The organism is Sphingopyxis sp. JAI128, assembly GCF_014207235.1.
Lineage (GTDB): Bacteria > Pseudomonadota > Alphaproteobacteria > Sphingomonadales > Sphingomonadaceae > Sphingopyxis.
On the sequence record NZ_JACHDA010000003.1, the window covers coordinates 413,058 to 427,146 of the forward strand.

Annotated in this window: 13 protein-coding genes and 1 tRNA gene; 8 read left to right on the forward strand and 6 right to left on the reverse strand. The window is 66.6% G+C overall.

Annotated features, from left to right (window positions below; genetic code table 11):
* Window positions 1–360 precede the first annotated feature (360 nt).
* Both HDC35_RS09390 and HDC35_RS09395 read right to left on the reverse strand, forming a co-directional pair.
* Window positions 361–1,014 carry an outer membrane lipoprotein carrier protein LolA gene (locus tag HDC35_RS09390; RefSeq protein ID WP_184646000.1) on the reverse strand — a complete coding sequence of 218 codons (654 nt, stop codon included), beginning with the start codon at window positions 1,012–1,014 and terminating at the stop codon, window positions 361–363.
* A 112-nt stretch (window positions 1,015–1,126) separates the two neighbouring features.
* The gene (locus HDC35_RS09395) at window positions 1,127–3,442 is read right to left on the reverse strand and encodes a DNA translocase FtsK 4TM domain-containing protein (RefSeq protein WP_184646002.1); all 2,316 of its coding nucleotides are present in this window, start codon (window positions 3,440–3,442) and stop codon (window positions 1,127–1,129) included.
* Window positions 3,443–3,566: 124 nt separating this feature from the next.
* Between HDC35_RS09395 and HDC35_RS09400 the strand changes: the two genes are divergently transcribed.
* Window positions 3,567–4,808: an FAD-dependent monooxygenase gene (locus HDC35_RS09400; RefSeq protein WP_184646004.1), complete on the forward strand. Its 1,242-nt coding sequence runs from the start codon at window positions 3,567–3,569 to the stop codon at window positions 4,806–4,808.
* A 94-nt stretch (window positions 4,809–4,902) separates the two neighbouring features.
* Complete coding sequence (locus HDC35_RS09405) at window positions 4,903–5,601, forward strand: sigma factor (protein WP_184646006.1); 699 nt, start codon at window positions 4,903–4,905, stop codon at window positions 5,599–5,601.
* A 4-nt stretch (window positions 5,602–5,605) separates the two neighbouring features.
* On the opposite strand, the gene HDC35_RS09410 is transcribed toward HDC35_RS09405, so the two are convergent.
* Both HDC35_RS09410 and HDC35_RS09415 read right to left on the reverse strand, forming a co-directional pair.
* Window positions 5,606–6,256, reverse strand: coding sequence for an LON peptidase substrate-binding domain-containing protein (locus tag HDC35_RS09410; protein WP_184646008.1), 651 nt, complete (start codon window positions 6,254–6,256; stop codon window positions 5,606–5,608).
* Window positions 6,256–7,167: a tetratricopeptide repeat protein gene (locus HDC35_RS09415; RefSeq protein WP_184646010.1), complete on the reverse strand. Its 912-nt coding sequence runs from the start codon at window positions 7,165–7,167 to the stop codon at window positions 6,256–6,258. The genes HDC35_RS09410 and HDC35_RS09415 overlap by 1 nt, the downstream gene beginning before the upstream one ends.
* A gap of 192 nt (window positions 7,168–7,359) precedes the next feature.
* Between HDC35_RS09415 and HDC35_RS09420 the strand changes: the two genes are divergently transcribed.
* A tRNA-Gly gene (locus tag HDC35_RS09420) sits at window positions 7,360–7,434 on the forward strand.
* 61 nt (window positions 7,435–7,495) lie between these two features.
* Here HDC35_RS09420 and HDC35_RS09425 read toward each other — a convergent pair.
* A complete protein-coding gene (locus HDC35_RS09425) occupies window positions 7,496–8,281 on the reverse strand; it encodes a transglutaminase family protein (RefSeq protein WP_184646012.1) in 786 nt (261 codons plus the stop codon).
* 60 nt (window positions 8,282–8,341) lie between these two features.
* Here HDC35_RS09425 and HDC35_RS09430 point away from each other — a divergent pair, with 60 nt between their 5' ends.
* The gene (locus tag HDC35_RS09430) at window positions 8,342–9,577 is read left to right on the forward strand and encodes an MFS transporter (protein WP_184646014.1); all 1,236 of its coding nucleotides are present in this window, start codon (window positions 8,342–8,344) and stop codon (window positions 9,575–9,577) included.
* Here the strand turns inward: HDC35_RS09430 and HDC35_RS09435 are convergent.
* A complete protein-coding gene (locus HDC35_RS09435; RefSeq protein ID WP_184646016.1) occupies window positions 9,550–10,311 on the reverse strand; it encodes a molybdopterin-binding protein in 762 nt (253 codons plus the stop codon). The genes HDC35_RS09430 and HDC35_RS09435 overlap by 28 nt on opposite strands.
* Window positions 10,312–10,414: 103 nt before the next feature.
* Here HDC35_RS09435 and HDC35_RS09440 point away from each other — a divergent pair, with 103 nt between their 5' ends.
* From HDC35_RS09440 to HDC35_RS09455, 4 genes are all read left to right on the forward strand, one after another.
* Complete coding sequence (locus HDC35_RS09440) at window positions 10,415–11,050, forward strand: glutathione S-transferase family protein (RefSeq protein ID WP_184646018.1); 636 nt, start codon at window positions 10,415–10,417, stop codon at window positions 11,048–11,050.
* Between the two features lie 191 nt (window positions 11,051–11,241).
* Entirely contained in the window at window positions 11,242–11,724 is a 483-nt protein-coding gene (locus HDC35_RS09445) for a peroxiredoxin (protein WP_184646020.1), read from the forward strand.
* A 107-nt stretch (window positions 11,725–11,831) separates the two neighbouring features.
* Window positions 11,832–13,319, forward strand: coding sequence for an AMP nucleosidase (locus HDC35_RS09450; protein ID WP_184646022.1), 1,488 nt, complete (start codon window positions 11,832–11,834; stop codon window positions 13,317–13,319).
* Window positions 13,316–14,077 carry an SDR family NAD(P)-dependent oxidoreductase gene (locus HDC35_RS09455; protein WP_184646024.1) on the forward strand — a complete coding sequence of 254 codons (762 nt, stop codon included), beginning with the start codon at window positions 13,316–13,318 and terminating at the stop codon, window positions 14,075–14,077. Before HDC35_RS09450 ends, HDC35_RS09455 begins: the two co-directional genes overlap by 4 nt.
* Window positions 14,078–14,089: the final 12 nt, after the last annotated feature.

Sequence of the window (14,089 nt, forward strand, 5' to 3'; positions counted from 1 at the left end):
TCGGCGCGTGACGTTGTTCGCAATGCGCTTGCCGCGGCCGCAGCAAAACAGCGCCGGACAAATTAAACCCCCGTCCCAGGGGCGGTGGAACGGGGGTTCAAGGTCAGCGTTCGTCACGCTCTTGAATGAAGGTGCCTGGCGATCCGGATGGGGCAACAGGGGGAAACCCAAATCCCGGGGCCGTGTCGGCGCCTTCGAGAGTTGAAATAGACGCTCTTCCCTGTCGCCAAGCTGAACGAAAGGCCCGGTACGGCGCCGTTCTGGCAGTTCGTCGATGCGGGGCGTCCGTTGGTCTGGAAAAAACGCGCCGAACCGCTTTCGGGTCCGGCGCGCTGTTCGGGCGGCGGTCGGGCGGCGTTGTCAGCCGACGCGGCCGCGTTGTTTCGGACGCGGGTCCGTCCATTTGAAGGCCGAATCGGCCACGGCGACATTGAACTTCTGGTTGCTGAGGTCGATGCGCGTACGGTTGTTCTGCGAATCGAGCGCGACCCAGCCGCGCAGGCGCAACCCGCCAGGCGCCGCGCGGTCGCGGACGAACACCATCGTGATCGTCCCATATTCGGGGCGCTTCGGATCCTTGACCTCGACGCTCAGCACGTCGTCATTGCCGGTCGGCAGGATCCTGGCATATTTCGACAGGTCGCGGTCGGGATCGAGCAGCGCGCCGAGAGGCGAATTTTTCACCGGCCAGCGCTGCACCTGTTTCACTTCATAATCGATCATCGTCAGCGAACTGCCGTCGCCGACGATCAGCAGCGGCACGCCCTTTTGATATTGGAAGCGGATCTTGCCGGGACGCTTGAGCGTCAGCTGGCCGCTCAGCCTTTGTCCGTTGCGGTCGGTCTGGACGAAATTCGCCGTCATCGAATTGGTCGACTTCAGGTGCGACTGCACCGATGCGAGCGCACTCGACGACGACTGGGCGATCGCGGGCGCGCCGACCGCAAGGCCTGCGACGGCGACCGGAGCGAGCGCAAAAGCGGCGAGGCGCGTAAGGGGGATGTTCAGGTTCATCTGGCTCTCATTCTTGATTGATCGGCCCCGTCCATGGCAGGCAGGCATTGAACCCGCGCTGAACCCGGCGGTTAGATGCTGTTCAAGCCGCAGGGACGGGAAAGGTTCCGCCTCAGCGCTGCTGGCCATATTGGTCGGTCAGCACGTCGCGGCGACCGACATGGTTGGGCGGACTGACCAAGCCTTCGTCCTCCATCCGCTCGATCAGGCGCGCCGCGCTGTTGTAGCCGATCCGCAATTGCCGTTGGAGCCAGCTCGTCGATGCCTTCTGGCTTTCGACGACGATCTGGCAAGCCTTTGCATACATCCGGTCCTCGGCGCTGTCGCCGCCCGCGGGCGCACCCTCCATCGCGAAGCCGCCATCCTCGGGGTCCTCGGTGACGCTTTCTATATAGTCGGGACGCCCCTGCGACTTCCAGTGATCGGCGACCGCACGCACCTCGTCGTCGGACACGAAGGGGCCGTGAATGCGCGTGATCTGCTTGCCGCCGGGCACATAGAGCATATCGCCCTTGCCAAGCAGCTGTTCGGCGCCCGCTTCGCCGAGAATCGTGCGGCTATCGATCTTCGACGTGACGTTGAAGCTGATGCGTGTCGGCAGGTTCGCCTTGATGACGCCGGTGATGACGTCGACCGACGGGCGCTGCGTCGCGAGGATCAGGTGGATGCCCGCCGCGCGCGCCTTTTGCGCGAGCCGCTGGATCAGGAATTCGACCTCCTTGCCCGCGGTCATCATCAAATCGGCGAGTTCGTCGGCGACGACGACGATCTGCGGCAGTGGCTGGTAATCGAGCGTCTCTTCCTCATAGACCGGCTGGCCGGTGTCGGGATCGTAGCCCGTCTGGACCCGCCGGCCGAGCGACTTGCCCTTCGCGAGCGCGCCGCGGACCTTGTCGTTGTAGGAGGCAAGGTTGCGTACCGACAGCGAGGACATCATCCGGTACCGGTCCTCCATCTGCTCGACCGCCCATTTCAGCGCCCGGATCGCCTTCTTGGGTTCGGTAACGACGGGCGCGAGCAGGTGCGGGATGTCGTCATAGACGCTGAGTTCGAGCATCTTCGGATCGATCATGATCATCTTCACCTGGTCGGGACCGAGGCGATAGAGCAACGACAGGATCATCGCGTTCAAACCCACCGACTTGCCCGAACCCGTCGTACCCGCGATCAGCAGGTGCGGCATCGGCGCAAGGTCGGCGATCATCGCGTCGCCGCTGATATTCTTGCCGAGGATGATCGGCAGCGCGCCGGTCTGGTCCTGGAACAGCGCGCTGCCGATAATTTCGTGCAGCACGACCGATTCGCGGTGCGCGTTGGGCAGTTCGATGCCGATCACCGTCCGGCCGGGGATCGGCGCGATGCGCGCCGACAGCGCCGACATGTTGCGCGCGATATCGTCGGCCAGGTTCGAGACGCGGCTCGCCTTGGTGCCCGGCGCGGGCTCGAGTTCGTACATGGTGACGACGGGGCCCGGACGGACCGCGGTGACGACGCCCTTGACCTGGAAATCTTCGAGCACCGATTCGAGCAGGCGGGCGTTGCGTTCCAGCCCCGCCTTGTCGATCTGTCCCGTGGGGCCCGGCGGCGGCGGGGCGAGAAGGTCGATCGACGGCAGCTGATAATTGGTGAACAGCTCGGTCTGCGGCTTGGGTTTGGGCTTCGATGGCGCCGTACGCTCGGCGGGGTCGGCGATTTCGGGGGGCGCGCGCCCGCTCGGTTCGGCGACAGCGCGGGGCCGTACGACACGCTCCATCAGGTTCGGCGCCCTGGCCTCTTCACTTGCCGGCCGCGCGGGTTCGACAACGCGCCGCGAGCCTTCGGCCGATGGCAGTTTGAACCGCGCGGCCCAGCCTTTTTCGAGCCGTAACGCGCGATAGGCGAGCCAGAGGCCGATTCCAACCAGCAGCAGGATCGCGGCGATGCGGATCAGCGCAGCCGCCGGGTCACCGACCCGTGTCAGCGGCGGGTCGATAACACCGCCGAGGATCAACGCGATGATTCCGCCCCACCCGGCGGGCAGCTGGGCATTGCTGTCCTGCATCAGCAACTGCGCGCCGAGACCGACAAGCAGGATACCGACAAAGGCGTAGATCAGCTGGCGCAGCCAATAAGGCTGCGGCACCGACGCCCACAGCCGCCAGGCAAAGATGCCCAGCAGCGGGACCAGCAATATGATCGGCGCGCCGCCGATGAACAGCCCCATGTCGGCAAACCGCGCCCCGGCAGTGCCCATCAAATTGGTCGGCGTACCGCCCGCCGCGGTATTAAACGCCGAATCGGTGGCGTCATAGGTCAGAAATGCGAGAGCGAGGAACAGCGTGAACAGGCCGAGCAAAGCCGCCGCCGCGATCACAAGCGATCGGGCGATGCTCTGGCGGAAAACGGTGCGCCAATCCGCCTTTGCGGGTGCGGCCTTGCGGCTTGCCATGCTCTTTTCGGGTCCCTGTCAGTTAACCACGGCGATATGCGCATGGGGCGGAGTCGCCGTCAAGCATGGCCCGGCGCGCGACCGCGGCCTTTCCAACCGTCTTGCCTCACGCTAGGGCATCGGCATGAGCGAAACGCTGCGCAGCGATGTCCTGATTTCGGGTGGCGGCCTCGTCGGCCAGACCCTCGCCCTCGCCCTCGCCCGGCACGGCCTGTCGGTGCAGGTCGTCGACCCCGCCGATCCCGTCGCGACGATCGCGTCCGGCTTCGACGGCCGCGCCTCGGCGATCGCGAGCGCGACGTGGCAAATGTTCGAGGTGCTGGGCATCGCCGATCGCCTGGCCGACCATGGTTGCCCGATCCGCGCCATCAAGGTGGGCGACGGCGCGCCCGACAGCGGGCGCGGCGGCGAACTCGATTTCATGACCGCCGACGGCGACCCACCGCTTGGTACGATGGTCGAAAACCGGCAGCTGCGCCTTGCGCTCGCCGCCGCGCTCGCCGAAACGCCACTGATACGCCTGACGATGCCGGCGACCGTCGTGTCGCGCGATATCGATACGCATGGCGTAACGCTGGCGCTTGCCGACGGGACCGAGCTGGCAGCCCCGCTGCTGATCGTCGCCGAAGGCCGTCGGTCGCCGACCCGTGACGCGGCGGGTTTCAGCATCGCCAACTGGTCGTATCACCATCATGCGATGATCGGCGCGGTCGCCCATGAAAAGCCGCACGGCCATGTCGCGCATGAAATCTTCTATCCGTCGGGCCCGTTTGCCCTGTTGCCGCTGGTCGACGATCCGCAGGGCCGGCACCGCTCGGCCTTCGTCTGGACGGTATCCGAAAAGGACGGGCCGGGTTTTTCCAAGCTCGGAGAACGCGGCTTTGTCGCCGAGCTCGAAAAGCGGGCGGGCGGGGCGCTCGGCGCCATGGAACTTGTCGCGCCGCGCATGACCTATCCGCTCGGTTTCCACCATAGCGCGTCGATCGTCGCAAACCGCATCGCGCTCGTCGGCGATGCCGCGCACGGCATCCATCCGATCGCGGGACAGGGGCTCAATCTTGGCCTGCGCGACGTCGCGGCGCTGACCGAAGTGCTCGTCGAGGGCGCGCGGCTCGGGCTCGACCTTGGCGATGCGGCGCTGCTCGCGCGTTACCAGCGCTGGCGCGGGCTCGACAATATGATGGTCAGCCTGGCGACCGACGGACTCACCCGGCTATTCGGCATTCCCGGGCGCACCGCCGCCGCCGTCCGGCGGACCGGGCTTGGCGCGGTGCAACGCATGCCGATGCTTAAACGCTTTTTCATGGACGAGGCACGCGGCGAGGCCGGCGACCTGCCGCGCCTGCTCGCCGGCGCCGAAATCTAGGTATTACTACCTAGGGTTGCGGCAGTGCCGCGCTAAGCATGTCCGCCTATCCCTGTCTTCGCGGCAACGAGCCGTGGCAGGATGGGACTGGACCATGTCGGCAAAAAGCGATGCCCTCGAGCGGGCGGTAACCGATTATATCCAGGCGCGGACCGCGCTCGACAATGCCCCCGGCGCACGCGCCAGCGCGCTCGCCGACCGCATGTTCGCGCGGGTTGCCACGCTGGCGGCCCCACGTATCCGTTATTTCACCCGCGCCTACGGCCTCGCCGACGTTGCCGAGGATGCGGCGCAAGCGTGCGCGATTGCCCTGCACCGGGCGGCCGAGCGATATGATCCGGCGCGCGCACGCTTCACCACCTATGTCAACTGGCAGCTCCGCGCCGAATTGCAGGCGTTGCGCCACCGGCTCCACGGCGACCAGCGTTGCGCCGGGCGCCGGCAGGTGACCGCAATCGTGTCGCTCGACGCCCTGCACGACGACGGCGACGACGCGTGGCTGGTCGATCCGGCTGCCGAGGCATCCACCGAACGGGGGGCGGCCGACGGGCTTGCAGAGCTCGCTGCCGATCGGCTGGTGGAAGACTGGGCGGCGCGGCGGCGCGCCGGGCTGGCGCGCGCGTCGCACGACGACAGCCGCGTCGAAAAACGTGTCGCAGCGGAAAAGGCGCTGGTGCGGGGCCAGCTGATGGCGACCGACGCGGCCGAGCGGCTGCGCGAAAGCGACCGCCATGTCGTCCGCCGCGCGATCGCCGACATCGTCCGTCACGCCGGAACGGCGATGCCGGGCTGATCGGCTATTGCAGCGTGGCGCGCCCGTCATCGCTGTCGAAACGGCCGAAAAATTGCATCATCTGAACGACCAGTTCGGCGCGAACGTCGACCGGCGACGCTTCGAGCAGGGCCTGCTTTGCGGCGGCGTCGAACGGCGCGACCTGTGCGATGCCGTTGACGAGCGTCGCATCGTCGAGCTGGCCGACCGAATCCCAGTCGACGACATAGCCCTGCCGCGCAGCGAAACGCTTTGCCTCGCGCTCGAGGCTGGCGCGCTCGATGCTCGCAAGCACCGCTCGTTCGTCGCGTTCAACCTCGATTTCGGCCTCGACCTGCCGAAACGGCGTCGTGACGTCGAGTTCGCGGCGCACGCGGAAGCGCGCCACGCCTTCGAGCACAAGGTTGAATCGCCCTTCGTCGAGCGCCTCGACATCGATGATGCGCCCGACGCAGCCGACGTCGTAAAGCGCGGGCGGTTCGCGGTCTTCCTCGCCCGGCAGCTGGCGCGGCTGGATCATGCCGATCTGCCGGTCGCGCGCCAGCACCTCCTGAACCATCGCCGAATAGCGCGGCTCGAAGATGTGGAGCGGCAGGTGCAGCCCGGGGAACAGCACCGCGCCGGTCAGCGGAAAGATCGCGATCCGCTGAATGGTCAAAGGCGCATCGGTATTCATCAGCCGAAAAGAATCAGCGACAGGCGGCGGCGCTGCGCGGCGACCCATGGGTCCTCGAGCCCGACGGCCTCGAACAGCGACAGCAATTTGGCCCGCGCCGCGCCTTCGTTCCATTCGCGGTCGGTGGCGACGATATGGAGGAGATTATCGGCCGCGGCATCGCGCCGCCCGGCACCGATCTGCGCGCTGGCGAGGTCGTACCGCGCCTGGTGATCGTCGGGATTCGCCGCGACGGCGGCCTCGAAATCGGCCAGTTCGTCCGCGTCCGGCGCGTCGGCGGCCAGCGCCAGGGCACTGCGCGCCTGCGCAATCGCGGGATCTGCGGCAATCTCGGCAGGGACCGCCGCGAGCGCGGCCTGCGCGCCATCGATATCGTCCGCCAGCACCAGCGCACGCACCAGCCCGCCGTGCGCCGCGGCATTGTCCGGCGCCATTTCGAGGATCTGCACAAAGATGCTCGCCGCGCGGGCCCCATCGCCTTCGGCGAGCACCGCTTCGCCCATGTCGACCAGCGGCGCGATCTCGACCGCCAGATCCTTTGCGGCACTCTCGATCGGTAGCTGCGCGAGCAGTTGGTCGAGAATCGCCTTGAGCTGGCTTTCGGTGCGCGCATTGGTCAGATTGGCGACCGGCTGACCTTGGAAGATCGCATAGACGGTGGGGATCGACTGGACCTGGAACTGCCCGGCGATGAAGCGATTCGCATCGACGTCGACCTTCACCAGCACAACGCCTTTGTCGGCATAATCCGCGGCGACCTTTTCGAGCACGGGGCCGAGCTGTTTGCACGGACCGCACCATTCGGCCCAGAAATCGAGAATGACGAGGCTGCTCATCGACGGTTCTACGACGTCGCGGCGGAACGCTTCGACGGCTTCCTTTTCCTGCGGATTCAGACCTAGAGTGGCCACGAACGATGCTCCTGTTCTTGATTTCCCGCCGCTCCCGCAAAGGCGGGACGGCACCTTGTCCCGCTTATGTGGGATTTTCGGGCGATATGCCAACCCTTCGGAGAAAATGCGCAAACAGGGCTTGCCGAGTCCAAAAGCCGGTGCTAATCGCCCGCCTCACCCGCTGGAACCGACCGGTTTCCAGCCGCCAGAGCGGGCGTAGCTCAGGGGTAGAGCACAACCTTGCCAAGGTTGGGGTCGAGGGTTCGAATCCCTTCGCCCGCTCCAGTTTTTCAGCCACCGGGCCGCACTTTACCTTTTAGCGATAAGATCGAAGCGCGGCGGGATGTCACGCGTTCGCGCGGCGCTCGACCTTTACCGACTGGCCGACGAACGCAATATCGCGATAGGCGGTGAGGAAAGAAATGTCGGCGGCATCGCGGCCGACGCAGATGCGAGCCGTTTCCGAGGCGCGCGCCATGCCGGTCGCATCGACGAGGTGCCAATCCCCATCGAGATAGACTTCGGCGACGGCATGGAAATCCTGAGGCGAGACGCGCAGCGCATAGGCGCTCGCCATGCGCGCCGGGATATGCGCGGCGCGGGCCAGCGCGATCATCACATGCGCATAGTCGCGGCACACCCCGCGGCGTTCGACGAAGCTGTCGAGCGCGCCGGTTTCGGCATCGCTCGACCCCGAGACATAGGTGAAGCGGCTTTCGATCCAGTCGCGCATCCGGCCGATCTTCGCGCCGCCTTCATGGTCGCCGAAGCGGCGCTCGACAAAAGCATGGAATTTGTTCGACGGGCAATAACGCGATTCGTTGAGATAGGGGATCGCCTCGGCGGGCAGGCGGTGGAGCGGAACCGCCGCGAGCGCCCGAAAATCGGCGTCGGGCCGGTCGATTTCGACCAGCGCGCGATATTCGGCGCGAAGGCTGCCCGACGCACGCAACCAGATCGGTTCGCAAAGACCATCCGCCGCCGGAACGCGCGCGACGAAATCGGGTTTGCCGAGGTCGAGCGAAGCATCGATGACACGCTGGCCATGCCCGTTCGCCGCCTCGATCTGCAACATCAGGTCGACGGGCTCGGGCAGCCGGTAATTTAGGGAGGCGGAGATTTCGAGTTTCATCTATCGGCAACGCATAGCTTGGGGATCGGTGCCGCTAATGGCAGTTGGGAGAAAGAACAAGTGACAGCGCGGCGCACCATCCCCTTCATCGTCGCGACAATCTTCATGGACGCGGTGGGATTCGGCATCATCATGCCGGTCTTGCCGCAGCTTGTGATGGAGGTCGGCGAGATCGACCTGCCCCACGCGATCGAGGTCGGCGCGTGGATCGGGCTCGTCATGGCGGTCGCGACCTTCCTTGCCTCGCCCGTGCTCGGCAATCTTTCCGACCGGTTCGGGAGGCGGCGCGTGCTGCTCCTCGCATTGGGCGGGCTCGCGATCGATTACGCGCTGCTGACGATCGTCGAGACTCTGCCCTGGCTGTTCGTCGCGCGCGCGCTGTCGGGCATTTTCGGCGGCAGCTATGCCGCGGCGCAGGCGGCGATCGCCGACATCACCGCGCCCGAAGAGCGCGCTCGCAATTTCGGCTTCGTCGGTGCGGCGTTCGGCATCGGCTTCGTCGCCGGGCCGGCGATCGGCGGCTTTCTGGGGGAAATCAGCCCGCGCGCGCCGTTCGTCGCCGCCGCGATCCTTGCCGCGGCGAACATGCTCTACGGCCTCTTCATCTTCCCCGAAACGCTGCCCCCCGAACGCCGCCGCGCCTTCGAATGGCGCCGCGCCAATCCGCTCGGCGCGTGGAAGACGATGCGCGCGTTGCCCGGCATGGACGGCGTCGCAGGGGTGCTCGTGCTGTGGCAGATTGCGAGCCTCGTTTATCCGATGACGTGGAGCTTTTACTGTATCGCACAGCTCGGCTGGACGCCGGTGATGATCGGCGCGAGCCTCGCCGCCGTTGGCGTGATGATCGCATTGGGGCAGGTCTTCGTCGTCGGGCCCGCGGTCGCGCGATTCGGCGAACGCGACGCGGCGACGCTCGGCATCCTCGTCGCGGTCGCGGTCTTTGTGGGGTACGCCTTCACCACCTCGACGATCGGCGCCTTCCTGCTTTTGATACCCGTCGCGTTGCAGGCACCGGCGCAGCCGTCGCTGATGGCGATGATGTCGCGCCGCGCGACGGCGGAGACGCAGGGCGAAGTCCAGGGGATTTCGGCGATGGCGATGGGGCTCGGCCAGCTCGTCGCGCCTTTGTTGCTTACCGGGACTATGGCGTATTTCACCGCCGACGGGGCGCCGGTGCATTTCCCGGGCGCGGCCTTTATCGTCGCGGCGATCTTCGGCTTGCTCGCGATCGCCATGCTGCGCCGCCTGCCGCGCGCGCAGCCCGCCGATCAGATGCCGCCGTCGGTCACCGCATAACCGAGCGCTTCGAGACCCGCGGCCAGCCTCGCCACGCACGCCGCAACCTCGGCGCCGTCGACCGAGCGGATGACGAAATTGGCGCCGACCTTGCCCTCGCGGAAGAAGGGGTAGCTGCCGATCGCGACCCCCGGATGCTCCTTTTCGCCGAGGCGTAGCAGGTCGGCAATCTCGCTTTCGGGCGCCCAGGCGCCGATCGTATGCGCGACGAGCGGCTTGCCGCCTTCGAGCGCGCCGGTCAGCGCGTCGAGCATGCCCGCGGTGATGTGCGGCACCCCCGCCATGACGAAGAGGTTCCCGATGCGGATGCCGGGCGCGCCCGACATGCGGTTGGGGATCAGCTCGGCGCCCTCGGGGGTGCGCGCCATGCGCAGCCGCGCCTCGGTCAATTCGCCGCCGCGCGCTCTATAATAGCCCTCGAGGATCGCGCGCGCTTGCGGATGGACGATCACACCGACGCCGAGCGCCTTCGCCACCGCGTCGACGGTGATGTCGTCGTGCGTCGGCCCGATGCCGCCGGTGGTGAAGACATAATCGTAGCGCGCGCGGATCGCGTTCAGCGCATCGACGATCTCCGCCTCGACGTCGGGGACGATCCGCACCTCGCGCAGCCTGATTCCCTGCACGTCGAGCCAGGTCGCGATCTGCGATACATTCTTGTCCTGCGTGCGGCCCGAGAGAATCTCGTCGCCGATCACCAGCACGGCGGCGGTCCAGATGCGTTCGTCGCTCATCACCTTGCCTTAGCTGCGAACGGCGACAAAACAAGCCCACTGGCAACCGAACCATGTTCCTGATACGTTCCAATCCGAATCGAAAACCCGTGGGAGACGCGCGATGGCCGCAGGACTGATTTTCTATACCAACCCGATGTCGCGCGGCCAGATCGTCCGCTGGATGCTCGAAGAGGTCGGGGCGCCCTATGAACCGCGCATTCTCGATTATGGCACGACGATGAAAGACGCTGCCTATCTCAGCGTAAACCCGATGGGCAAGGTTCCGGCGATCGTGCACAACGGCAAGGCCGTCACCGAATGCGCCGCGATCTGCGCGTATCTGGCCGACGCTTTTCCCGAGGCCGCGCTGGCCCCCGACCCCGCCGACCGCGCCGATTATTATCGCTGGCTCTTCTTCACCGCGGGGCCCGTCGAGCAGGCGATCACCGCAAAGCATTTCGGGATCGAACCCGATACCGACCAGCAGCGCATGGCGGGCTTCGGCTCGCTTGCGACGGCGCTCGACGCGCTGGAGGGTGCGGTCGCGGGTAAATCCTTTGTCGCGGGCGACCGCTTCAGCGCCGCCGACGTCTATGTCGGCAGCCAGATCGATTGGGGGCTGCAGTTCGGCACCATCCCCTCGCGCCCGGCGTTCGAAGCCTATGCCGCAGCCCTGCGCGAGCGCGCGGCATACAAGCGCGCGAAGGAGATCGACAATGCGCTGATCGCCGGGATGCAGGCAGCGAATCCCGGTTGATACGCGGCTTGGCGCCGGGAGGCCAAGCTGCCCTCCCCACCCCTGCGGAGGAAGGGAAAAGACGAGGAAACTGCAAAACCCGGATGTGGCATCGACCAAAATGCCCGGTGCGCCCCGTCGCCGCTTGACTCCCGCGTCGGGCCACCCGATGTCGGCGCGACCCAAATCCCATCAAGACAAGGATGCCGACGATGACGATCCAGACCGGAGACAAGCTGCCCGACGCGACCTTCGTGAAGGTCACCGAAAACGGGCCGGAACAGGTTACCGCCGCCGATTATTTCAAGGGCCGCAAGGTCGCGCTCTTCTCGGTCCCCGGCGCTTTCACCCCGACCTGTTCGGCCAAGCATCTGCCCGGCTTTGTCGACAAGGCCGACGAACTGAAAGCCAAGGGCGTCGACGAGATCGTCTGCACCGCGGTTAACGACGCCTTCGTCATGGGCGCATGGGGCAAGAGCGCCAGTGCGGGTGACAGCGTCACCATGCTCGCCGACGGCAATGGCGCCTTTGCCGAAGCCGTCGGCCTGACGATGGACGGCACGGCGTTCGGCATGGGCAAGCGCGGCCAGCGCTTCTCGATGATCGTCAACGACGGCGTCGTCGAACAGCTCAACGTCGAAGCGCCCGGCGAATTCAAGGTGTCGAGCGCCGACCATATGCTCGAGCAGCTCTGATCAGAAGGGAAGGCGGCGCGCTGTCGCGCTGCCTTCCCTTTTATCGAGAGGCGTCGCAAAGGGCCGCCCCCTTTTCTTTTGTCATAATTTCGTGCAACAGCGACGCGATGACATCCAGATCATCGACCGACGAAAACACCGCCGATCCTTCCGCGCTCGTCGAAGCCATCATTACCGAGCTGCAGGATCGCTTTCGCACTTCGGTCACCAACCTCAAATCCGCGATCGCCGCCTATGTCCGCGATCGCACGCTGCCGCCGGCCGACGCCGCGGCAAAAGGCCTGTTCGACTATCCGGCGATCCGCCTGACAACGACGGGCGAACAGCGCGAGGGGCAGAAAGGGCATAATCTCTCCTTCGGCCGCTTCGAGCGCGCGGGCACCTTCGTCACCACGGTCACGCGCCCCGACCTGTTCGCCGACTATCTTCGCGACCAGTTGATGCTCCTCGCACGCCACTACGACATCAGTCTCGAGGTAACGCGCACCGGGCAGCAGATCCCCTTCCCCTATGTGCTCGACGCGAGCGACGGGTCGGACATGGGGGGTGTCACCCCGCTCGAACTCGCGCGCCATTTTCCGACGACCGAGCTCGCCGACATCGGCGACGAGCTGGCCGACGGCCTGTTCGGCGCCGACCCGACCGAACAGCAGCCGCTCGCGCTGTTCGACGCGCTGCGCACCGACTTCAGCCTCGCGCGCCTCCGCCATTACACCGGCACCGCACCCGAGCATTTCCAGCGCTATATCCTGTTCACCAACTATCATCGTTACGTCGACGAATTCGTCGCCTGGGCCGGATCGCAGGTCGGCCAAGGCAAATATACCGCGCTCGCTGGCGCGGCGGGCCTCTATGTCGACCAGCCCGGCGTCAATGCCAGCGCGCTCGTCGCCGACAGCGCGTGGCGGCGGCACCAGATGCCCGCCTATCATTTGGTCGCGCCCGACGGCGGCGGCATCACGCTCGTCAACATCGGCGTCGGCCCGTCGAACGCCAAGACGATCTGCGATCATCTCGCGGTGCTACGGCCCGAAGCCTGGCTGATGATCGGCCACTGCGGCGGCCTGCGACCCAGCCAGCGCATCGGCGACTATGTGCTCGCGCACGCCTATCTGCGCGACGACCATATCCTCGACAGCGTGCTGCCGCCCGAAATCCCGATCCCGCCGATCGCCGAAGTGCAGGTCGCGCTCGCGACCGCCGCCGAGTCCGTCTCCGGCACCAGCGGCGCCGACCTCAAGAAGCGCATGCGCACCGGCACCGTCGTCACCACCGACGACCGCAACTGGGAGTTGCGCTATACCGACAGCGCGCTGCGCTTCTCGCAATCGCGCGCGATCGGCATCGACATGGAGAGCGCGACCATCGCCGCGCAGGGCTATCGCTTCCGCGTTCCCTACGGCACCTTGCTCTGCGTCAGCGACAAGCCGCTTCACGGCGAACTCAAGCTGCCCGGACAGGCGAACCGCTTCTACGAAGAGGCGATCGCCGCACATCTTCAGATCGGCATCCGCGCGTGCGAGACGATGCGCGACGAGGGCGCCAAGCTCCACAGCCGCAAATTGCGCGCGTTCAACGAGCCGCCCTTCCGTTGACGCTGTCGCGCTCCGTCGCGGGCCGCGTCGCGATCGTCACCGGCGCCGCGAGCGGCATGGGCCGCGCCACCGCGCTGCTGCTCGCCAGCGAAGGCGCGAAGGTGGCGGTCACCGACCTCGACCTCGCCGCCTGTGAAGCCGTCGCCGCCGAGGCGGGGCCGAACGCCAAGGCCGTCGCGCTCGACGTCGCCGATGGCGAGGCGATCAAGCGCGTCGTCGCAGAGATCGCCGCGCATTTCGGCGGCATCGACATCCTCATAAACAACGCCGGCGTCTCGAGCTTCGCCCCGCTCGACGCCGGGGACGACTATGACGCGATCTGGCACCGCGCGCTCGCGGTAATGCTGACCGCCCACCAGCGCATGGTCCGCGCCGCGCTGCCCTGGCTGCGCCAAAGCGACGCCGCGCGCATCGTCAACATCGCCTCGACCGAGGGCCTCGGCGCGACCCCCGGCGACACGCCTTATGTCGCCGCCAAGACCGGCGTCACTGGCCTGACGCGCGGCCTCGCAGTCGACCTTGGCAAGGATGGCATCACGGTCAACTGCATCTGCCCCGGCCCGATCCGCACCGGCATGACCGACAAGGTGCCCGAGGAGGACAAGGTCGTCTTCGCGCGGCGCCGCACCGCGCTCCGCCGCTACGGCGAGCCCGAAGAGGTCGCGCATGTGACGCTCGGCCTCGTGCTTCCGGCGGCGAGCTATATCACCGGCGCAGTGATTCCGGTCGACGGCGGGCTGACGGCGCGGAATGCATAGAAGGCTTTGGGG